Genomic DNA, 21,653 nt, shown 5'->3' with positions numbered 1-21,653 from the left:
GAACGGCGTCCGAGAAGGGGAATCTAATCCCATACTGATATGCTGATGTGCAGAGGTGTTGGAGATGGGAACGAAGCATGAGAGAGTGCAGGACAAGCCGATCATTGGCATGCAAATGTATTCGCTGCGCGATGAGGCGGAAATTGATTTCCTTGGAACGCTAGAGAAGGTTGCGGAGATTGGCTACAAGGCGGTCGAGCTTACCGGATTTTTTAACGTGCCGGCCAAGGAACTGAAGAATAAGCTGAAGATTCTTGGTCTGTCGGCGCCATCGGCGCATATCCCGCTGAACTTTTACGATATGCCGAACATGCTCTCGGAGTTCTCGGCACAGCTCGAGTATGCGAAGGAAGTGGGCTTCGACTTTATCATCACGCCGTGGGCTCCGCTGCCGGAGGAGCCGTTAATGGATGATGTGAAGCATCTCGTCGATGTGTTCACCAAATGCGGAATGAAGGTGAAGGAGATGGGGATGAAGTACGGCTTCCACAATCATGAGGATGAATTCAAGCTGATTGAAGGCAAGACCGTGCTTGAGCATCTGATGGAGCAAATGCCGAAGGAACTTATGACGCTGGAGCTGGATCTTGGGTGGGTGCATATGGCCGGGTATGAACCAGATCTTTATATACACAAGTTCAAAGATCGAATCAAACTGATTCATGCGAAGGACTTCACGGATGGCCGCAAAGATATAGAGGTTGGGCGAGGCAAGGTTGGTTACGATAAGCTAATCCGTACGGCAGACAGCGCTGGTATTGCATATATTTTTGTTGAGCAAGAGCAGTTTGAGGTGAATTCGCTTGAAAGCGCGCGGGTAAACTTTGATTATTTCCGTAAATTGGGTTACGTCTAGTATGCGGGTACTTGGTTGTCCTATTGTAATCTGTGCCCAGCTATGATAAAATCAGCTTATGTGTTTTTTACGGAGCACCTACGCTGGAGGTGGAATAAATGGAAATCGCTTTGAAAATTGTGCTTGTCATTTTCGCACTTGGCCTTATTGGCGTTGTTTTGCTTCAGAAGGGTAAGAGCGCAGGCTTGTCCGGAGCAATCACGGGCGGAGCTGAGCACTTGTTCGGTAAACAAAAAGCGCGCGGTCTGGATTTGTTCTTGCAGCGCTTGACGATCATTTTGGCAGTTGGATTCTTTGTCCTGGCATTGGTCGTTTCTTACTTCGTACAACAATAATTGAATGATCATGCGGAAAGCAGGGAGATATCCCTGCTTTTTTTGTATTTCTGCTCATTGTCGCGGATGTATGGCTTCCATTTCGTGTATACTACATGGTATATGATAATCTATCAACCTGTTGCAGATTATACTAGAATACTGCGGCAGGCGTATGAGGAGAAATAGCGATAATGACAAATTACGAGCAGGAATTGCTTGATTTCATGAGGGAAACGGCTTATAAGCCGATGACCTATCAGGAGCTTGAGAAGCACTTCGGTATTGAAGGCGCAGAGGAATTCAAGCAATTTCTAAAGCTGCTCAACCAGCTGGAGGATGAAGGGAAGATCGTGCGGACGCGCAATGAGCTGTATGGCGTACCGGAGCGGATGAATCTGCTGCGCGGCAAGCTGCAGGCTCATGCAAAGGGCTTCGGCTTCCTGCTGCCCGACGAGAAGGATCACCCCGATGTCTATATTCATGCCAATGACTTGAAAAGCGCCATGAACGGCGATATATTGCTTGTCCGCATAACGTCGAAGAGCGAGGGCGGCGGACGGATGGAGGGCGAGGTCGTTCGGGTCGTCCAGCGTGCGGTTACGCAAATCGTCGGCACGTTCGAGAATCACGAGTCGTATGCGTTCGTTGTTCCCGATGACAAACGGATTAATCGCGATATTTTTATTCCTAAGGGCGGATTTGAAGGTGCGGTCTCAGGACAGAAGGTCGTCGTGCGAATCGTGTCGTATCCGGAAGGTCGCTCCGCTGCCGAAGGAGAAATTGTCGAAGTGCTTGGACATAAGGATGATCCGGGCGTCGATATTTTGTCGATTATTCGCAAGCATCAATTGCCGGAGGGTTTCCCGGATGAGGTGATGGCGGAAGCGGACGCAGCTCCGGATGAGATTACGGAGGAAGAGATCGTTCAGCAGGGCAGACGCGATCTTCGCGGCGAGGTCATCGTGACGATTGACGGTGAAGATGCGAAGGACTTGGACGATGCGGTACATGTGAAGCGGCTGGAGAACGGCAATTTCCTGCTCGGCGTGCACATTGCCGATGTCGGTTACTATGTGCGGGAGAAGTCTGAGCTGGATCAGGAAGCGTATCGGCGCGGATGCAGCGTTTATTTGGTGGACCGCGTTATTCCGATGCTGCCGCATCGATTGTCGAATGGCATATGCTCACTGCATCCTAAGGTCGATCGGCTGACGTTGTCGTGCGAAATGGAATTTGATGCGAAGACGCTTAAGCGTGTAAGGCATGATGTGTTCACGAGCGTCATCCGCACGAAAGAGCGTATGACGTATACGAATGTGAAGAAGCTTCTAACGGCGACGGTTGAAGAGCCGCAGACGGAGCTCAAAGAACGTTATGCGGATCTGCTCGACATGTTCGCGCTAATGGAGCAGCTTGCGATGCGGCTTCGCTCGAAGCGGATGAAGCGCGGCGCAATCGACTTCGACTTCGTGGAGTCGAAGGTTATCGTCGATGAGACGGGCAAGGCGGTAGACATCGTTAAACGCGAACGTTCGGTAGCGGAGCAGATTATTGAGGAATTCATGCTTGTAGCAAACGAAACAGTGGCCGAGCATTTCCACTGGCTGCGCGTGCCGTTCCTATATCGGATCCATGAAGACCCGAATCAGGAGAAGCTGCTCACGTTCATGCAGTTCGCGTCGAACTTCGGCTATGTGGTGAAGGGCAAAGGAAATTCCGTTCATCCTCGCGCGCTGCAGACGTTGCTGGAGGAGATACAAGGAAAGAAGGAAGCAACGGTCATCTCGACGATGATGCTGCGTTCCATGAAGCAGGCGAAGTATGATGCGGAGAGTCTTGGCCACTTCGGTCTCGCTGCTGAATTCTACTCGCACTTCACGTCTCCGATCCGTCGTTATCCCGATCTTGTCATCCACCGTATCATTCGCGAGGTGATTGAGGGCGGCGGACATTTGACGGAAGCGCGGCATGAAGCGCTGACGGCTAGAATGCCGGAGGTTGCGCAGCATTCTTCGGAGCGCGAGCGGGTGGCGGTCGATGCCGAGCGCGACACGGAGCAGCTTAAGAAATGCGAGCTGATGCTCGATAAAGTAGGAGAAGAGTTCGAAGGTATCATTAGCAGCGTAACGAGCTTCGGCATGTTCATCGAGCTGGAGAACACCGTTGAGGGTCTCATTCGCTTGAGCGATCTGACGGATGATTATTACCACTTCCACGAGCAGCATATGATTCTCATCGGTGAGCGTACGTCAAAAATCTATCGCATCGGCGATGAAGTGAAGATCCGGATCGCACGCGTGAGCATGACGGATCATACGATCGACTTTGAGCTCGTCGATATGAAGCCGCGGAGCGGTGCGATGAAGGGCATTGCCGACGCGGGATTCGGCGTCGGCGGGCGCGGCGGCAAGAAGCGCGGCGGCTATGGCAGCCGCGGTGAGGGCGGCCGCGGCGGTGACCGCTCGGGCGGAGCGGGCGGTCGCGGGCGTGGCGGTGACCGGCCTGGCGGAGCGGGCGGTCGCGGTGGTCGCGCCGGCGGAAGCAGCGGCGCGGGGCGCGGAGGCGAAGCCGGAGCTGGAACTGGCGGCCACGGGGGGAACCCGTGGGTGGCGACTGGCGGCGGCCAAGGCGGCAAGCGACGCGGGCGCGGCGGTAACGGCGCAGGCGCTGTAGGAGCGGGTGCTGCGGGTAACGAGCCAGGACGCGAGGAGCAGCGGGCAGCGTGGAAGATCCCCGATGGATCTGCAGGTGATCGTCAGGAGTCTCAATCACGAGGCGATTCTGCTGAAGGCGGCAAAAAGCAGCAAACCGATATGTGGGGCTTGCCGATCCGGGGAGGTCGCAGCGGTTCATCATCAAGCGGCGGCCATTCGGTTGGTTTTAGCAGGAACGGCAGCAGCGGTCAGGGCGGCGGTAAGCGTAAGAACACGACGTCTGGCGGCGTATACAATGCCAACCGTTCGAGCGGCAGTCAGCCAGGACCTGATGCTGGCGGCGGCGAAGGCAAGAAGAAACGTAAGAAAAAGAGTGGAGGGGGAGGCGGCAACGCGACAGCTGCCTTCGTCCGGAAGAAGCGTAAATAAGCGATAAAAGGGTTAGCGGCGCACTCGTTCGGGAGGCCCAACGGGTGCGCCGCGTTTTGGACGAATTGGGAAATTATATTTATATTTGGGCTTGTCGCTTGCTTTTTAATTGTGGGAATAGTATACTCAAGTCAATCGATGATATGAACCTGAATTCACATATTGAAAAGGGTGTCATTATAGTCATGAAACCCTTTCCAATGTGTGAATTTTTTGTTTAAAGACAAACCAGGCGCATATTAATATTATTTTTTTGGAGGTTTTACACATGCAACAAGGTACAGTTAAATGGTTCAACGCAGAGAAAGGTTTTGGCTTCATCGAAGTTGAAGGCGGCAACGATGTATTCGTACACTTCTCCGCAATCACTGGCGAAGGCTTCAAAACTCTTGAAGAAGGCCAACGCGTTGAGTTCAACGTTGTTCAAGGCAACCGTGGACCACAAGCAGAAAACGTAGTTAAGCTGTAATAGCTTACTCGTTGAACGGAACCGTCCTTAGCTTTGGCTAAGGACGGTTTTTGTGTATACAGGGGATTGGCAACTTCTTGCATTCCGCTTACAAAGTTGCTACAATAAATTTCTGAATATAAACATTTTACGCTGCAAAGTTGAGGTGACCGGCATGGGCAAGAAAGCCGACGGCAAGCAATTAGCCCAGAATAAGAAAGCTTCCCATGACTACTTCATCGAAGATACGTTTGAAGCGGGAATGGTGCTTACGGGCACAGAGATCAAGTCGCTGCGGGGTGGCAGAGCGAATATAAGCGATGCGTTCGCAACGATTCGCAACGGCGAAATCTTCATTCATAACATGCATATTAGCCCGTTCGAGCAAGGCAATATCCACAATCCAACCGATCCAACCCGGGCGCGCAAGCTACTGCTGCATAAGGCTCAGATCCATAAGCTATACGGTCTGTCCAAGCAAGAAGGCTATGCCATCGTGCCGCTTAAGATCTACGTGCGCAACGGATATGCGAAGCTGCTCATCGGTTTAGGTAAAGGTAAGAAACAGTATGACAAGCGCGATACAGCTGCTAAGCGCGATGCACAACGCGACATTCAGCGTGCGCTGCGCGAGAAGCAGAAGGTCGCCAGATAGTTGCAGCATTTCCATGGATGATCCCAGCCATTGTTGGCAACAACAATGACGAGCATTAGCCGATCATTCGTGTTATACTAAAGCAGTAGCAAAGGCAATACAACGCAAGCTCAACTGATCAATAACAGATCTGCTGGACAATAAGCAGCTGTTGTTGCTCGCTAATCCTGAAGCTTCATTGACGCTAAACGCTTGAGGTTGAATGATGTTCAACGGTCAGCCGTTTATGCCAAAATGGGGGCGTTCTTGGATTCGACGGGGATAGTACGAGCGCGGGTTGCGGGTAGCAGGGAGTCGTCTGCTTCATCAACGCTAAAGCCAATTAAATGGCAAACAACAACAAAACTACGCTTTCGCAGCTTAATAACCTGTGAGCGTGCTCCTACCTAGCATCGCCCATGTGACTAGACTAGGGGCTAACAAGTAGTGGGATACGCCGCTTCGGTCTCCGCCTGGGGTCGACGGAAGAAGATAATCAGGCTGACCCAACGCGTAGTCGGTTACGGGACGACGCTCGGGTGACATCAATACCGTGACTACACCCGTAGAAGCCTGTGTGGCGTGATCTTCGGACAGGGGTTCAAATCCCCTCGCCTCCACCATGTAAATCCACAACCGCAAGAGGTTGTGGATTTTTGCTGTCTTCTACATTCATAGCTAGAATATTATAAAAGATTAGTCTATTAAATATATATATCAATGAAAATATTTATATGGTACTATATGGTAAACTGGAAAGGAGAGTACCATAATTTGAACAAACGACTATTCTTCCTAGATAACATACGAGTTTTTCTAACCATACTGGTTATCATATTCCATACATCTATTGCTTACGGAGCGGCTGGATCTTGGATTCTAGAGGACGTCGATAAAAGTGAGGTTAATGCAACGATAGTACTGTTAACGATTTTTACGGCAGTATGTCAGTCTTTTTTTATGGGGTTGTTCTTCTTTATTTCTTCGTATTTTCTCCCGACATCGCTTGAGAGAAAAGGAATGAGTCGTTTTCTTAAGGAGCGACTTGTACGCTTAGGGATTCCTCTGCTCATTTATTATTTTGTGATAGGTCCAATGACGGTATGGTTTGCAAAGTTTCGAGATCAACAGACTTTGGTTCAGTTCTATAAGGATAATGTTTGGAGCTTTCGTTGGACGTTTTTTGGTCCTGCATGGTTTTTGGAGGCTTCTATTTACTTCACATTGTTCTATATTCTGTTTAGTTTTATTACAAAAGGTAGGCTTAAGAAGAAATCGATTCTATTTCCAAATGGTAAGAAGTTGGTTGTAGTGGCGATTGTTATCGGATTGATCGCATTTGTTGTACGTCTGGTTTATCCGACTGGCACGGGGCCTTTGGAATTGCAGTTGGGTTACTTTCCATCCTACATTTTGTTATTCATTGCAGGTATTATCGCACAAAGGCAAGGATGGTTGGAACAAATTCCAGAGAAATTACAACGGATTTGGACGTGGATCGCGATTGGTATGATTCCCGTTTTGCCTCTTGGACTGATCTTAACCGGGGGATTAGAGGGAGATGTCCATTTTGAGGGTGGGTTTAATATTCAGGCATTACTATACGCGATCTGGGAGCCATTCATCTGTTTGGGAATTATTTTGTTTCTTTTTTCTTTTTTTCAAAGAAGGTTCAATAAAACGAGTGTATTATCTAGATGGTTTTCCGAAAATGCTTATACGGTCTATTTGATTCACCCGCCGATTATTGTCGGATGGACACTTGCTTTTCATGGAATTGGCTTACCAGTGATAGTGAAATGGATTATCGTCTCCGCTCTGTCTGTCTTCGCTTGTTTTATTGTCGCAAGCGCCATTCGAGTGGTGACTTACGCTAGACGAGTGCTTTAATAGGATGTTCTAGCATCAGGTTGCTCAGCATCACCTGGCGAATTGTGGTTTTCCACAGCCACGGTTCGCCTCCACCATGTAAATCCACAACCGCAAGAGGTTGTGGATTTTTGCTGTTTCCTCGACTCTACAGTGTGTGTTAAGCATATGCTTGATGTATGATTAATTTACCATTCATGAGATTTCAATGCACTCAATAGTTACATGACTAGCATAATCCAAATTGATTACTGCTAATCACTATGGGAAGGGGGGGTGCTGTTGGATTACTTTCAAACCATTCAGAGATTTGTTGATTACATGGAAGATCATCTTGATGAGGAAATCGATATGGATGAAGCGGTGAGTAAATCCCATATTTCCAAGTTTCACTTTTACCGATTATTCAAAGCGATTGTTGGTATAACCGTTCACGAATACATAAAAAGAAGAAAACTTAGTAAGGCAGCAGAGTATCTTCGTAACACCAACGATGACATCTTATTGACAGCTGTAAAGTATGGCTTTAATTCTCAAGAAGTATTTACGCGCAATTTCAAAAAGCTATTTCACTATCCCCCTGGTAAGTTCCGAAGCATGAATGAGTTTAACTGGCAATCAAGCAGGACGAACAAAATCAATGTTGATGCGCTTAAGTTGAAAATAAAGAATTTTAGCGGAAAAATCGTAGTTTATGAGAAGGTTGAGATCATAAAAGATTTAAGACTGGTGGGCATTGAAAGAGTAACCAACGATAATAACAGTTTCACAGTGATTGAAGCAATGGAGCATTTTATACGAGATGCTGAGCGAATACCAAACATTGTGAATGAAACCATATATCGCGTTTGTTATGATATTGATCATTCAGAAGAGATTGCTCAATATAAAGAGTTGATTGCTGTGGAGGTTACTGATCACTCGGACTTGCCATTAGGTATGACAGCGAAGTGTATTGAAAGCGCGAAGGTGGTTACCTATACCCATAAAGGTATGTTGTTTACAGGTAAAGAAGAGAAAATTATTAATACCTATCAGTTCCTATATAGTTATCGGATCCCTTATTTAGAGTACGAGCTAACCAATGAGTTATTGCTTGAAAGGTATGGCGCAGATTTTAAGGGGCCGTATCAAGAAGACTCAAAAATGGATATTTCATTTTCAATTCGATAATAAAAATAAAAGTAGCAATAAGAATCAAATGATAAGGTGAGCGTTCTGGTATTTTTAAGTTAACGAGAAGTTAGCTTGGCAATCTAGGGAGCTTATTTTATTGGAGGGATTGTTTATGTGTACTACTTTTACGCTTCAAAATAATGTATCCATTTTGCTGGGACAAAACTATGATTTTTATTATGGGCATGGCTTAATTGTAGTAAGTAAGAGAGACCTGCTGAAGGATTCTCTTAAGGAAGAAGGCAAAGAAGGAGTAACGTGGAGATCTAAATACGGAAGTGTTACCTTCACGCAGTTTGGACGTGAGTTACCGATGAGTGGATTGAACGAAAAAGGCTTGGCTGTTGCTATGATGTATCATGAAGATGGGCAATACCCGGAAGAAGACAACAGACCTGCTCTAAACGAGCTGCAATGGATTCAATATCAGTTAGACCGGTATGCTTCGGTAGAAGAAGTGGTCAATCATCTAGATGACATACGATTAGAAAAATCAATGTATGAGCTGCACTATATGGTTTCAGATGCTTCAGGACATACCGTCATCATTGAATTTGTTGCTGGAAAGCTACAGGTGATCAAGGATGCACAGTACTTTACGGTAACGAATACCAGCTTCGATAAGTCGCTACAGCATGCGAATCAATTCAAAGAAACCTCTGTATCTAAGCTGTCGAAGCGAGTGAATTCTTTGGACCGGTTCACACTTGCCTATCGTATAGTGCAGAATAAGAGTCTAAGGTATGCATCTTCGCAAATTCCGATCGAGGAGGCATTTGCTGTATTAGGCGAAGTATCGGTAAAACCCTCTCTCGGAAGCATCTGGAGATGGGTTGGGAACAAGATTCCGCCTACCTTTACGTATTGGAGTATCGTATTTGATATGAAGAATTTAACGATTCATTATCGAGATTATCGCAATAAGGCCATACGCTCAATTGAACTGAAGAACTTTAACTTTTCTAAAGTTGACCCCGTATTATCCTTGCAACTGGATAATCAACTAAGGGGTGGAATAGAGTCTGATTTCAAACCCTATACGGCCCAAGATAATGAACGAATTATCCGATTAAGTTATAAGCCAATTACCGATATTTTTCCGATAGAAGATCAGTTAGAACTAGCAAAATATCCCGATACATTTAAGTAAGAGTGAATAAAGAATGGCAGTATCAAAGGGAATAGAGGGAGAGAGTGAAGAATTGTGGATTTGCAAAGCCACGCTTCGCCTCCACCAAAATATCATTAGAAAAAGCACCGTGCTAGGTGCTTTTTTTGTTTGTTCTGTATGGTTGAAGGTTGGAGAAGCCTTGTAATGTGTACTTGTGGTTGACCACGACTATTGAGGGGTCTTCGGCATGTTACGAAATGATTAATCCCTAGCTCCGCAGGATTCGCGAATTATCAGCTTCGGCGTGTGTTGAATGGAGATCTTCTCTGCTGAGCCGTTCATGGCGCTGATCAGCTGCATGACGGCTACGCGTCCGAGATACTCGTTATGCTGATCTAGTGACGTAAGCCGCGGAACGCTGTACTCACCTTGTTCGAATTGATCACAGCTTACGATGGCGATATCGTCAGGACAATGAAGTCCTAGATCCTCCATCGCTCGAATCGCTCCGATAGCAACCATATCGTTCATCGCAATCAATGCAGTGGGCAGCTGACTGCGTTCCATCTGTAACAACTGCTTCATCGCTTCGTAGCCATCCGGTGCGTAGTAATCTGAAGTTATTATATGCTCTTGTACGATAGGCTTTTCCAGTGTATTCATAACCTGCATGAAGGACTCGATCCGTGCCGATGTAATGCGAATGCCGGGTTCTCCGCCGATAAAGCCAATGCGATCATGTCCCAGTGCGATCAGGTGATGGACGATGGAAGCAACTCCCTGCTTCAGGTTACGCTCTATAAAGAGGCATGCACATCCTTCGATCGCTGAGCCAACAATAATAACGGGAATGCGTGAATGTAATTGGTTGAGGGCTTGAATGTAGCTATCTGGAATATCCTCACGGTCGATGACTCCGCCTAGAATGAGAACGCCATCCACCTGCTTCTCAAGAATCATCCGCAAGTAGGATTCCTCGGCCAAAGAAGCATTATCTTGTGCTTTCTTCTGCACGGACATCGTGTTGAACAACAGTGTTGCATAGTTGCTCTTTAGTGCAAAACGCTGGATTTCCGTAAATAACGAAGCGAAGTATGGATTGGTAATATCGGGAAGCATGATGCCAATATTTTTGCTCGTATGATTAATCATGCCGCGAGCATACACACTCGGTGTATATTGATATTCGTCAATGATACGCTGAATCCGCTCGCGCTTCTTGGGCGAGACGGAGGGACTATTATTCAATACGCGGGATACGGTTGATACCGATACTCCGCATTTCTCCGCAATTTCTGATATCGTGATTTGCTTATTTTGTTTCAAGGAAAGGCCACCTTCTATCAGCAATCGAATAGGTTTATTATACTGGAAATGAGCATACTGAGCAAGTATTTTTGGTAACGATACCAAAAGAATTATTTACTTCTAATAAGGCCAACTTGCTGCCGGTAAATGATTTTTCACTAACTAAATAGTGTATTGACAGCTCTTTTTGTAATTTGCTATGCTTGGTCTGCGAAATAGATTTCAGCTACTTTTGGTATCGTTACCAAATTTGCAAGGAGATACACATATGAAAATTCCACAATCGATTATTGCAGTTGACTTAGGCGGGACTAAAATTCTTGTCGGTGAAGTAACCCCCGCGGGTGAGGTGTTGCAAACGAAGTCGTATCCAAGCGATACCACAAGCCAGCATACTGCACTACAAGGAATTATACATGCGATTAACGATTTTCAAGTAGGAAGTACCTTGATTGCCCGCGAGCAAATAGCGATTGGCATTGGCGTGGTTGGACGTGTGGATACGCATAATGGAATATGGCATGAGATACAACCTGGCAAGTCGGAGCTCACTAACGTAAGTGAACAGCTCGAATCGGTGTTTCAAGTACCGTGTGGCGTAGAAAACGATGTGGCTTGCGCGACGCGTGCAGAGCAGGCACTCGGTTGGGGGCAACAGTCGAGAAACTTTATTTACTTCAACATCGGGACAGGTATTGCAGCAGGAACGGTAGTGGATGGACGCTACGTGGAGGGGAACCAATTCAATGCCGGTGAAGTCGGGCACATGGTCGTTGCGATGGATAGTGATGCGCGGTGTGGATGTGGTCGTACTGGCTGCGTTGAACGCATCGCTTCAGGCCTAGGCATGCACGAGCGCGTGATTGACTTGCTCCCAACGTATCCGACTAGCTCCCTTGAGCTTGTGGAAGGACAACGGATTGCTGCGCAAACGATATTGGAAGCGGCAGAACAAGAAGATGAACTAGCATCTCGTATCGTTGATGATGCATCGCGTGCAGCTGCGGCGGCGATAATGAATCTGGTAAGGGTAACTGATCCAGATACGATTGTGCTTGGCGGCAGCGTTGCCCGTAATCCTTACTTCTTCCGGCGAATCAAGCAAGCATTGAATCCGCGTACGATGCGATTCGTGGCTAATGGACTCGTATACACGAAAGTAAAGAGTGAAGAGACGGGACTTGTTGGCGCAGCATTGGTTGGCCTCGAGGCAAGTCGATCAAGAAGATGGGAGGAAGTAAGCGATGTTAAGTGAGCAGTTGCAGAAAGATATTAAGCAGTCGGGTTACATCCATCGTCCGCTGCCTAGATACACCGAGCATTCCTTAGAGGCGGCTCAGGAGCAGCTGGAAGTGATCGATTCACGCGTGCTGTACAGCGCGAGTGAGACTGACGCAAGCAAGTGGGCATTCAAGGGTGTTGGCGAAGTGAGTGCAGATCCTGATGGATCGGTGTCTATCGCATCGCCCACGGTGATGCCACATTGGCCGGAAGGCGCGCCGGAGGACGGAGATTACGTTAACTTCGGTGAGGCGTGGCTTGTGCGGCGTTTCGAAGGCGAGAATTGGAAACGCTTCAATCGTATCTCAATCGAGTTAAAGGCTGATTTCCAAGGCACCCCGAACACGTACGTGATGATCAAATTCCGGAATGAAGGCGAAATCCCAATTCCAGATATTTATTTCCGCGAGGGCGTACACGGCATTAACTTGTCGAACACGGAGTGGAATACGGTTCATCTTAACATTGCAGAGCTTCCGCGAGATGTGATTACAGAGGTACAGATCGGTTACTACATTAACGGTAAGAGCCATGCGACAGGTGACTCTATGAAGCTGTCCGTGAGATCGATTCAATTAGAACTCGTCAATCAGCAGGAAGTGACGAAGGGGTGGCTGCCAAGTCTACGTGAAATTGTATTCTCTCATTCTGGATACCGGACAGATAGCGCGAAGACGGCATTGGCACAGCAGCTGGATGCGGAGCAATTTCAGATCATTAGCGAGGAAAGTGGCACATCCGTATATACAGGAACAATCAATCACGTTGAGACAGGTATCGGACAGTTTCAATTGATGGAATTTACAGAGGTTACAGAGGAAGGTCGTTACTACATCCAGGCTGGCGAGATCACTTCACATCCGTTCACGATTGGGTCCTCAGAGGCGGTATGGCATGCTTCGATCTGGAAGTCATTGAACTTTGTGTTCTGTGAACGCTGCGGCTATCCGATTCCTGGCATTCATGGTACCTGTCATGGAGATATTATCGCAGAGCATAACGGGACGAAGCTTGCCTTCCACGGTGGTTGGCATGATGCGGGAGATGTATCGCAGCAACTGATTCAGACCGCTGAAGTAACGCTTGCATTGTTCGAGTTAGCTGAGCGGACTCAGCCGATCGATGAGGATTTGTACCTTCGTTTATTGGAGGAAGGCGAGTGGGGTCTGGATTTCCTGTTACAAACGAGATACGGTGACGGCTATCGTGCCACTAGTGCGGGAATTACACGTTGGACGGACGGTCTCATTGGCAATATGGATGACTGCGAGGCACGTGTGCACAAACAAGCCTACGAGAATTTTTATTGTGCAGGCATCGAGGCGTATATTTCTTCCCGCCTCCCTGATGAAGCACTAGCGGGGCGTTTACTGCAAATAGCGAAGGAAGACTTTCAATATGCGCTCGATGTCTTCGCAGAGGCGGGCTTCGATCAGAAGCCGATCTTCTGGGAGCATACGTATCAAACGTCGGAGAGCTTATTCATGGCTACAGCCTCTTGGGCAGCCTCGATGCTGTACAAGGCAACGCAGGAAGAGCGCTACGCAGAGAAGGCGGCTGAATATATCCGTTATGTGGAACAGTCGCAGGAGCTTGATGGCATCTCTCTTCCCGATGGAACGTCATTCGTAGGTTTCTTCTACCGCAATACGGATAAGAAGATCATTCAGCACTTCAACCATCAGGCGCGCGAGCATCTTTACTTGCAAGCGTTGGTCGCTGTACATGAGTCACAGCCTCAGCACGAGGAAGCCGATCGCTGGCTTCAATCGATTCAAGCGTATGGCTCGTATCTGAAGAAATTAAGCTCGTATACGGCGCCATATCCGATGATCTCAAGCGGTCTATATCATGTGGATGAGCATCAGGATGAGCGTAGCTTCGGACATCAGCACTTACTTGTAGATGAGCGTGCGAAAGTCGACTATACGCTTCAATTGCAACAAGGCGTTCAGCTTACGGAGGAGATATACGTACGCCGTTTCCCAGTATGGTTCTCTTTCAAAGGAAATAATGCGATCGTGTTGTCCACAGGGAAAGCGGCTTCGATCGCCGGGCAATACTTGAAGGATCATGAGCTCCTAGATATTGCGGAGGGTCAGCTGCAGTGGATTGTCGGGAAAAATCCTTTCGGTCAATCTCTCATGTACGGTGAAGGCTACCGTTACGCGCAGCAATATTCCGTATTAAGCGGTGAGATGACGGGAGAGCTTCCCGTAGGTGTACAAACGTTCGGTAACGAGGACGTTCCTTACTGGCCGCAATTCAACAACGCCACTTATAAGGAAGTTTGGGTAGGCCTTGCAGGCAAATGGATGTCCATATTGGCAGATTTGTATGCAGCGGAGGAGGTACACCGTGAATCTTGATTCGAAACCGACGATGATGACCTACATTCATGAGGAAGAGTCGATGTCCCGCAGCATTCTTGCTTCCTATCCGGCCAATGTAGAAGCCTTCGCAACAACGGTTGGGACGAAAGCGGATTGGCTCGTGTTTGCAACAGGCTCAAGCATCAATGCAGCCCTCAGTGCGAAATACTTTATCGAGCGATTGATTGACGTTCGAATTGATGTGCGTGAGCCATTTCATTTTGCGAACTATGAATCGTTCAGTCCGTATACGGACCTCGTCTTGGGGATATCCCAGAGCGGTCAGAGTACATCGACAATCGGTGCGCTAGAGCGCACTCGCCACGAAACAGAGCTTACGACGATTGCTCTTACGAGTGATGTGAATGCCGAGATTTCGGCAGTAGCGGATGTCACCATCGATATAGGCTGTGGCAAGGAGCGAGTAGGCTTCGTAACTAAGGGTTTTCTTGCTACTGTCTTCACCTTAATGCTTGCTGGTCTCCGTACCGCTGTCGTGAATGGCAAGATCACTCACGAGAAGGAGCAACAGATATTGCGTCATTTCGAGCATGCGATCGACGCGATTCCATTAACCATTGAGAAGACGGAGCAGTTTTTTGAGAGGCACAAAGATGATTTCGTTAACGCACCTCGCTTTACAGCAATTGGGTATGGGCCTGCATACGGAACCATCAAAGAATTCGAGACGAAATTCTGCGAGACGGTTCGCATGCCTTCGCAAGGGATTGAATTGGAGGCATTCATGCATGGTCCTTACCTTGAGGTGAATCCCGAGCATCGGATATTTTTCTTGGAGATAGGAGGTGAGGTACAAGAGAGGCTCGTGCTGCTGCGTGACTATGAGAGTAAGTATACAAACTATACGTATACGTTGTCGCTGAACCGTGCAAGTGATGAACACACGATTGGTCTAGAACTTGAACTAACAGAAGAGATGGCACCTTTCACCATGATCATTCCGTTTCAAATTTTAGCCCATCATATTGCTACCGCAAGAGGCATTGAACTCCGCAATCGAATTTATACCGACTTTGGAGTGGCAATGAAGAGCAAGACGAAGCCAGGCGATTATGCTTAATCCATTATTCATAACTTGGGGGTCATGTTAATGAAGAAAAATGCACTAGTAGTATCGTCCTTGATTCTGTTAACTTCCGCTGCTTTAGCTGGCTGTGGCTCTAGTCCAGAGAATAACTCCAACAATTCCACGGATGACAAGCCTATCGAGATCACATTCCGTCATGCTCTGATCGGGGAAAGAAGACAGGGGACGCTCGATTTAACGATGGAAGCAGTCAAGAAGATGGAAGCAGAAGTTCCAGGATTAACGGTGAAAATGGATGGCGTTGACGGTGAAGTCAACCGCAAAGATAAAATCAGAGGTGAAATGGCGTCCGGAAACGTGCCAGAGATCTTTGATGCATTCGGTAGTCCCGATGTCAAAACGTTCGCCAAGGAAGGAAAAGTACTCGATATTACGCCGATTCTCGATGAGCTCGGAATTAAAGATAAATTCCTTAATCTAGATGCGTGGACGCTAGATGGCAAAGTATATGGACTACCAATGTCGGCGAGTGCTGAGGGCGTATTCTACAACAAAGAGTATTTTGCATCCAAAGGATTCGAAGTACCTACAACCTACGATGAACTGCTGACGCTTATGGACAAGATCAAAGCCGATGGCAAAATTCCATTCTCGGCTGGTTCTAAGTCTGCGTGGGTACCACTCATGCTGACCAACCAGATTTGGTCCCGTACTGCAGGTCCAGAAGTAACTGCGAAGTTCTCCACTGGCGAAGCGAAATGGACCGATCCGGCAATAACGGAAGCGTTCAAGGTTCATCAGGATTGGGTCAATAAAGGCTACTTCAAGAAGGGCGAGCTTGGCTTCGAGTATGTGGACTACAATACCCAATTTATTAATGGTGAATCGGCGATGATGTTCGACGGTAGCTGGGCTGCTTCATTATTCCAAGAAGGCGGAGCGGGCATTAGCCTTGCTGGTAAGGTCGGCTTCTTCAACTTCCCTCCTATGCCTGGCGGCGTAGGCGACCAAACATCGATCATGCAGGATATGAACAACGGTTATGCATTCTCGGCAGATGTAGCCAACAATCCAAGAAAGCTGGATGCTGTCAAATCGTTTATTAAAAACTTCTACACGGAAGAGATGCAAATGCGATTCCTAGTTGAACGTGGATCGTTGCCTTGCATTAAGCTGGACGAAGCAAAGGTGCAGGAACAGGTGAAGGACCCAATGATGAAGGAACTTATGACTATGCTTCTTCATACAAAATCTTCTTACGCTGCGTTTGATGCCTTGGTACCTGCTGATGTTACTACAGAGATCGGTACTCAAATTCAAAAAATAGTTAGCAATACAACGACTCCAGAGAAGGCAACCGCTGCGATTCAAAAGGTTCAGGACGAAGCGAATGCTGAGGCAGAATAAATACTATAGGTTGTAACAATAAGGGCACCCTTATAGGAAGTGAAGGGTGCCTTTACTTAAATCTTCAGGATGATAAATTGGCAAGGTGGTGTGAGTGATATGAATAAAGCCCTAAGAAATCCAGTCACATATATACTGTTTATTATTCCAGCATTGCTGCTGCTTATCATGTTTTTTATTTACCCGCTCATGAGTTCGCTTTATTACAGCTTTACGAACTGGAACGGGATTTCAGATAATGTGAAGCCGGTTGGCTTCAAAAACTTCTCGAAAGCACTTACAGACCCAGCGTTCTGGAACTCAGTCAAAAACAACGGTTACTTCATCCTATTCTCTGTATTTATTCAAGTCCCGATTACGATCGTTGCTTCATTAATGATTGCGAACGTAAAGAAGCTGCAAGGCTTATACAAGACGGCGATCTTCATGCCTACCGTCATGTCAACGGCTGTAATCGGAATATTGTGGGCATTTATTTATAACTATGATGTTGGTTTGCTCAATAAAATGATTGTGTTCTTAGGCGGACAACCGGTCGATTGGTTAGGTAGTCCGAAGACAGCGATGCTGTCTATTCTAATTACGAACACCTGGCAATGGGCGGGCTTCTATATCGTGATGATTCTTGCAGCTATTCTTACGATTCCTAAGGAACTGGATGAAGCTGCAATGATTGACGGCGCAACCGGCCTTCAGCGCGTGAGAAGAATTACGATGCCTCTCATCACGCCTGTAATCAGTGTTGTCATTATGCTTTCCATCGCGGGTTCAATGAAAGCAGCCGATATTATTATTGTCATGACGAAGGGCGGACCTGCAGGCTCGACGGATGTAATGGCTACTTATATGATCAAATACGCGATCACCAACTTTAAGTATGGTTACGGTAATGCATTATCCTTAATTATCTTTATTTTCACGATGGTGGTTACGGTTCTATATCAAGTCTTAATTGCTAGACGTGCTGAAAGGATTGATTACTAATGATGAAGGCGCTGAAAAAAAGCGGTAATCATATATTTTTAATGGCGTATCTCCTCATCATTTTGTTTCCATTCCTATTCGTCGTATTTTCTTCATTCAAAATGAACAATGCGGAGATTGCTTTAAGTCCGTTCGGGCTTCCTAAGCAATTTCATTGGGAAAACTATGTTGATGCATGGGTAAATGCGAAAATTAATGTTTATTTCTTTAATAGCTTATACATTTCGTTAGTATCCTCCATTCTGACGATTATCATTTCAGCCATGATTGGATTCGCTGTAACTCGCATGAAATATAATAAGATCAGTTCGGTCATATTTAGCATTGTATTGCTAGGAATGCTGATTCCGAATACATCCTTGATGCTTCCCATCTATTTATTGCTGCAAAAAATCGGAGTATTGAATACCCATCTTGCGCTTATCATCCCATATGTGGCAAACGCGATACCGTTATCTACGATTATTATCGCTGCTTTCATGCGTTCATTACCTAAAGAAGTTGAAGAGGCAGCTGTTATCGATGGACTTACGGCAAAGGGGATTTTCGCGAAAATAGCCATGCCGCTAGTCGGACCTGCGCTCGTGACGGTATTTATTATGTCCTTCTTAGGGAACTGGAACGAGTTCCTGCTTGCGAACTACTTCCTATCGGATGATCTTCTACGCACTTTGCCTGTCGGTATGGTTCAGTTCCGAGATGCAAAGCTGTCCAACTATGCGCAAATGGCTGCGGGTATCGTATTCTGCGTTGTTCCGGTCATGATTATTTATAGCGTATTGCAGAAGCAAATTATAGAAGGAGTTACCGCGGGTAGTGTGAAGGGGTAATTTGAGCGACGTAGGTATCGGTTGTTTGGCTATGAAAAACCCGACCTTGTGAGGTCGGGTTTTGGACAAAATACAGTCAAATTATTTCGACTTTTCTGAAATTAATAGAGTAAATCGTTTCGATTCATGGTATGTTACTCTGTGGTGAATGTCATTCTATAGGGGCTGCATAACGATGATGGGAGATACGACTGAGAAAGAGCTGACGATATTTGATCACATTGGAAATACGATCAAGACGGATGATCGGGAAATTCGTATACTTGCCAAGTATGAGGCGCCATTGGTAGTCGTGCTGGGCAATGTGCTGAGCGATGAGGAATGCGATGAGCTAATTAAACACTCCAGGGATCAATTGCAACGTTCTAAAATAGGTGGAGATCATGCAGTCAATCAAATTAGAACGAGCAGCGGGGTGTTCTGCGAGGACAGTGAGACGATTACAAGAATCGAGAGGCGCTTCTCTCAAATTATGAATATTCCTATCGAGCACGGTGACGGATTGCAAGTTCTGCTATATACCCCTGGCCAAGAGTATCAACCACATTATGATTTCTTCGCAGAAACGAGTCGAGCAAGCGCTAACAATCGAATTAGTACGCTCGTGATGTATTTGAATGATGTGGAGGAGGGCGGGGAAACGGCGTTTCCCATGCTTAATATGTCAGTTTTCCCTAACAAAGGCATGGCCGTATACTTTGAATATTTTTACAGCAATCATGAATTAAACGATTTCACTCTGCATGCGGGGACACCGGTCATTAAGGGGGAAAAGTGGGTTGCAACGATGTGGATGAGAAGACAAGCCCTTCGTATTTCCTAAATAACCGCTCGCCACCACCATATGTAAACCGCATCCGCATGAGGATGTGGTTTTTGCTATTCCCTCGACATTACGCTTTAGAATTAGCTCCACATGCTCCTTAAAGAGGAATATACTTAATCTACTTGCTAGTATAGCATCGTTATTTTGACCGTATTTAAAAAGGAGTGCCATACGAATGAAATCTCGTACCATAGATCGGATTAAACTCTCACCAGGTTTTTGGGCAGGATTACGTCAATTGGGAATTGCCGACTACGAAGTAGCACGCAATGCACGATTACCGCTTACCATTATATCTGAACCGGAAGTCACCACTGCCCAATATTTTGCGTTATGGCAGGCTTATTCCGATCTTGTAGGCGATACGGCCAAGGCAATTATCAATCTGGCGACCTCCTACGAGACAACGCACTACCCGCCGACTGTTTTAGCGACTTACCACGCTCGTGACTACCGTGACGCTCTGAACCGAATGGCTCGTTACAAACAACTTTGCCCTCCTGAAAGGTTACGGATCACTGAAGAGGCCGATCGCTGTACGATCGAACTGGAATGGCAGAATTCGGAGCAATCGGGTCCGCCAATGCTTATAGGCCTCACTCTGGCATTTCTTTTAGAGCTTGGACGCAGGGGTACAGGGCAACTATTGACTGCGCGGAATGTCGAGTTTTCCCAATCCATGGGCGATGTGAAGGCGCTTGAAGCTTACTTTGGCTGCCCTGTCCTAATCGATGCAACATGTAACAGACTGACACTGCATCGAAGAGATCTGGATCGTTCCTTTGTATCGTATAATAAAGAGCTACTGGAGATTCTAACTCCCGTTCTAGACCAATCATTGAATGAACAGAAGCAGGGCCGAACAATTGCTGAGATGGTCAAATGGATTATGAAACGCAGCCTCACAGGCGGACGTCCGGACATTCAGGCTGTAGCGAGGGAGCTCAGTATGAGCGACCGTACCTTGCAGCGGAGACTTAGCAGCGAAAACACAAGCTTCAATAATTTGTTAACAGAGGCTAGACATGAGCAGTCACGAGAGTACTTGGCGGACCCCTCTCTTGATATTAAGGAAGTGGCTTTCTTGATCGGATATGAAGACCAGAACTCTTTCTACCGCGCCTTTCGCAATTGGGAAGGTGATACTCCTTCAAATTGGCGCGCAGAACAATTTGGCGTGTAAAACAAGAGTATTGGCGGGATATGCTAGTTACCGAACAACGCATACAAGGTAATATAATCACTATCCACAACATAAAAGGAGACATGCATGATGGATATGGGATTAAATAATAAAACAGCACTAATTACAGGATCAACGAAAGGCATAGGCAAAGCAATCGCCATTGAACTTGCCAAAGAAGGCGTTAATGTACTCATCAATGGACGCAATTATGATGAAGTAGAACGTACTGTGAGTGAAATCAAGTTGAAGTTCCCGGATACAACGCCTCAGAATGCTGCAGCCGATATTGTGGATGCCAAGCAAAGAGAAGCTATATTTGAAAAATACCCACAAATCGATATTTTAGTAAATAGTATGGGTAAATATGAAATTATGAAATATGAAGATGTTGACGACGAAGTGTGGGAATCCTATTTCCGCACAAACGTTCTTGCAGCAAATCATTTATCTAAGTTTTATTTGCCTAAAATGTTGAAAAACAATTTTGGCCGTATTATTTTTATAGCTAGTGAAGAGGCCATCATGCCTTCGGGACAAATGCCTCAGTATTGCATGACAAAATCAATGCTATTATCATTGTCAAAAAGCTTGTCCAAACTAACAAAAGGTACAGAAGTTACAGTCAATACGATCATGCCGGGACCCACGCTCTCTGAAAATGTGCATCAAATCATTGACGGTATATATGCGGATGAAAACATGACTTTCTCAGAAAAAGAGCAAAAATTTATGGCTGCAAACCTGCCTCAATCCGAATTACAGCGATTTATTAAGCCTAGTGAGATAGGCAGACTAACAACATTCGTATGCAGTCCTTATGCTTCGGCGTTTAAAGGATCTCCGATTCGTATGGATGGCGGAATGGTGCCGACGATTTTTTAACATTCTTATAAGCAGCAATAAAGAATAGGTTTAAG

The 21,653-nt window shown here is 46.5% G+C and carries 18 protein-coding genes and 1 other RNA gene; 18 read left to right on the top strand and 1 reads right to left on the bottom strand.

Features of this window, described 5'->3' with window-relative positions:
- The first annotated feature begins 64 nt into the window (after window positions 1-64).
- The 9 genes from V8F51_RS26685 to V8F51_RS26645 all read left to right on the top strand — a co-directional run bounded on the left by V8F51_RS26685 (window position 65) and on the right by V8F51_RS26645 (window position 9,533).
- Window positions 65-856 carry a sugar phosphate isomerase/epimerase family protein gene (locus V8F51_RS26685; protein WP_337103539.1) on the top strand — a complete coding sequence of 264 codons (792 nt, stop codon included), beginning with the start codon at window positions 65-67 and terminating at the stop codon, window positions 854-856.
- Between the two features lie 98 nt (window positions 857-954).
- The gene (secG, locus tag V8F51_RS26680; protein ID WP_337103538.1) at window positions 955-1,191 is read left to right on the top strand and encodes a preprotein translocase subunit SecG; all 237 of its coding nucleotides are present in this window, start codon (window positions 955-957) and stop codon (window positions 1,189-1,191) included.
- A 173-nt stretch (window positions 1,192-1,364) separates the two neighbouring features.
- Window positions 1,365-4,256 carry a ribonuclease R gene (rnr, locus tag V8F51_RS26675; protein ID WP_442956494.1) on the top strand — a complete coding sequence of 964 codons (2,892 nt, stop codon included), beginning with the start codon at window positions 1,365-1,367 and terminating at the stop codon, window positions 4,254-4,256.
- Window positions 4,257-4,524: 268 nt separating this feature from the next.
- Complete coding sequence (locus V8F51_RS26670) at window positions 4,525-4,725, top strand: cold-shock protein (protein ID WP_028609190.1); 201 nt, start codon at window positions 4,525-4,527, stop codon at window positions 4,723-4,725.
- Between the two features lie 154 nt (window positions 4,726-4,879).
- The gene (gene smpB, locus V8F51_RS26665; RefSeq protein ID WP_337103537.1) at window positions 4,880-5,359 is read left to right on the top strand and encodes an SsrA-binding protein SmpB; all 480 of its coding nucleotides are present in this window, start codon (window positions 4,880-4,882) and stop codon (window positions 5,357-5,359) included.
- A gap of 236 nt (window positions 5,360-5,595) precedes the next feature.
- Window positions 5,596-5,961, top strand: a transfer-messenger RNA (tmRNA) gene (gene ssrA / locus V8F51_RS26660).
- Between the two features lie 151 nt (window positions 5,962-6,112).
- A complete protein-coding gene (locus V8F51_RS26655) occupies window positions 6,113-7,228 on the top strand; it encodes an acyltransferase family protein (RefSeq protein WP_337103536.1) in 1,116 nt (371 codons plus the stop codon).
- A 261-nt stretch (window positions 7,229-7,489) separates the two neighbouring features.
- Window positions 7,490-8,380 carry an AraC family transcriptional regulator gene (locus V8F51_RS26650; RefSeq protein ID WP_337103535.1) on the top strand — a complete coding sequence of 297 codons (891 nt, stop codon included), beginning with the start codon at window positions 7,490-7,492 and terminating at the stop codon, window positions 8,378-8,380.
- A 100-nt stretch (window positions 8,381-8,480) separates the two neighbouring features.
- Window positions 8,481-9,533, top strand: coding sequence for a linear amide C-N hydrolase (locus tag V8F51_RS26645; RefSeq protein WP_337103534.1), 1,053 nt, complete (start codon window positions 8,481-8,483; stop codon window positions 9,531-9,533).
- A 222-nt stretch (window positions 9,534-9,755) separates the two neighbouring features.
- Here V8F51_RS26645 and V8F51_RS26640 read toward each other — a convergent pair whose 3' ends face one another.
- Window positions 9,756-10,820 carry a LacI family DNA-binding transcriptional regulator gene (locus V8F51_RS26640; RefSeq protein ID WP_337103533.1) on the bottom strand — a complete coding sequence of 355 codons (1,065 nt, stop codon included), beginning with the start codon at window positions 10,818-10,820 and terminating at the stop codon, window positions 9,756-9,758.
- A gap of 250 nt (window positions 10,821-11,070) precedes the next feature.
- Here V8F51_RS26640 and V8F51_RS26635 point away from each other — a divergent pair, with 250 nt between their 5' ends.
- From V8F51_RS26635 to V8F51_RS26595, 9 genes are all read left to right on the top strand, one after another.
- Window positions 11,071-12,057, top strand: a complete 987-nt coding sequence (locus tag V8F51_RS26635; protein ID WP_337103532.1) for an ROK family protein — start codon at window positions 11,071-11,073, stop codon at window positions 12,055-12,057.
- Complete coding sequence (locus V8F51_RS26630) at window positions 12,047-14,452, top strand: glycoside hydrolase family 9 protein (protein WP_337103531.1); 2,406 nt, start codon at window positions 12,047-12,049, stop codon at window positions 14,450-14,452. The genes V8F51_RS26635 and V8F51_RS26630 overlap by 11 nt, the downstream gene beginning before the upstream one ends.
- Before the next feature lie 13 nt (window positions 14,453-14,465).
- On the top strand, window positions 14,466-15,536 hold the full coding sequence (locus tag V8F51_RS26625; RefSeq protein ID WP_337103551.1) for an SIS domain-containing protein: 1,071 nt from the start codon (window positions 14,466-14,468) through the stop codon (window positions 15,534-15,536).
- A 30-nt stretch (window positions 15,537-15,566) separates the two neighbouring features.
- Window positions 15,567-16,910 (top strand): extracellular solute-binding protein, encoded by a 1,344-nt coding sequence (locus tag V8F51_RS26620; RefSeq protein WP_337103530.1) that lies wholly within the window; start codon window positions 15,567-15,569, stop codon window positions 16,908-16,910.
- A gap of 99 nt (window positions 16,911-17,009) precedes the next feature.
- Complete coding sequence (locus V8F51_RS26615) at window positions 17,010-17,894, top strand: carbohydrate ABC transporter permease (protein ID WP_337103529.1); 885 nt, start codon at window positions 17,010-17,012, stop codon at window positions 17,892-17,894.
- A gap of 2 nt (window positions 17,895-17,896) precedes the next feature.
- A complete protein-coding gene (locus V8F51_RS26610; protein ID WP_337103550.1) occupies window positions 17,897-18,724 on the top strand; it encodes a carbohydrate ABC transporter permease in 828 nt (275 codons plus the stop codon).
- A 175-nt stretch (window positions 18,725-18,899) separates the two neighbouring features.
- The gene (locus V8F51_RS26605; RefSeq protein ID WP_337103528.1) at window positions 18,900-19,547 is read left to right on the top strand and encodes a 2OG-Fe(II) oxygenase; all 648 of its coding nucleotides are present in this window, start codon (window positions 18,900-18,902) and stop codon (window positions 19,545-19,547) included.
- 178 nt (window positions 19,548-19,725) lie between these two features.
- Window positions 19,726-20,733 carry an AraC family transcriptional regulator gene (locus tag V8F51_RS26600; RefSeq protein WP_337103527.1) on the top strand — a complete coding sequence of 336 codons (1,008 nt, stop codon included), beginning with the start codon at window positions 19,726-19,728 and terminating at the stop codon, window positions 20,731-20,733.
- 90 nt (window positions 20,734-20,823) lie between these two features.
- On the top strand, window positions 20,824-21,618 hold the full coding sequence (locus tag V8F51_RS26595; protein ID WP_337103526.1) for an SDR family NAD(P)-dependent oxidoreductase: 795 nt from the start codon (window positions 20,824-20,826) through the stop codon (window positions 21,616-21,618).
- Window positions 21,619-21,653: the final 35 nt, after the last annotated feature.

Source organism: Paenibacillus sp. YIM B09110, assembly GCF_037167145.1.
GTDB lineage: Bacteria > Bacillota > Bacilli > Paenibacillales > Paenibacillaceae > Pristimantibacillus.
Note: the sequence above shows the minus strand (reverse complement) of the source record. Positions and strands in the feature narration are given on the sequence as shown.

Coding starts and splice junctions, on each gene's coding strand:
- V8F51_RS26685 (WP_337103539.1), top strand. CDS start 65: ATGGGAACGAAGCATGAGAGAGTGCAGGACAAGCCGATCATTGGCATG.
- secG (WP_337103538.1), top strand. CDS start 955: ATGGAAATCGCTTTGAAAATTGTGCTTGTCATTTTCGCACTTGGCCTT.
- rnr (WP_442956494.1), top strand. CDS start 1,365: ATGACAAATTACGAGCAGGAATTGCTTGATTTCATGAGGGAAACGGCT.
- V8F51_RS26670 (WP_028609190.1), top strand. CDS start 4,525: ATGCAACAAGGTACAGTTAAATGGTTCAACGCAGAGAAAGGTTTTGGC.
- smpB (WP_337103537.1), top strand. CDS start 4,880: ATGGGCAAGAAAGCCGACGGCAAGCAATTAGCCCAGAATAAGAAAGCT.
- V8F51_RS26635 (WP_337103532.1), top strand. CDS start 11,071: ATGAAAATTCCACAATCGATTATTGCAGTTGACTTAGGCGGGACTAAA.
- V8F51_RS26630 (WP_337103531.1), top strand. CDS start 12,047: ATGTTAAGTGAGCAGTTGCAGAAAGATATTAAGCAGTCGGGTTACATC.
- V8F51_RS26625 (WP_337103551.1), top strand. CDS start 14,466: ATGATGACCTACATTCATGAGGAAGAGTCGATGTCCCGCAGCATTCTT.
- V8F51_RS26620 (WP_337103530.1), top strand. CDS start 15,567: ATGAAGAAAAATGCACTAGTAGTATCGTCCTTGATTCTGTTAACTTCC.
- V8F51_RS26615 (WP_337103529.1), top strand. CDS start 17,010: ATGAATAAAGCCCTAAGAAATCCAGTCACATATATACTGTTTATTATT.
- V8F51_RS26610 (WP_337103550.1), top strand. CDS start 17,897: ATGAAGGCGCTGAAAAAAAGCGGTAATCATATATTTTTAATGGCGTAT.
- V8F51_RS26605 (WP_337103528.1), top strand. CDS start 18,900: ATGATGGGAGATACGACTGAGAAAGAGCTGACGATATTTGATCACATT.
- V8F51_RS26600 (WP_337103527.1), top strand. CDS start 19,726: ATGAAATCTCGTACCATAGATCGGATTAAACTCTCACCAGGTTTTTGG.
- V8F51_RS26595 (WP_337103526.1), top strand. CDS start 20,824: ATGGATATGGGATTAAATAATAAAACAGCACTAATTACAGGATCAACG.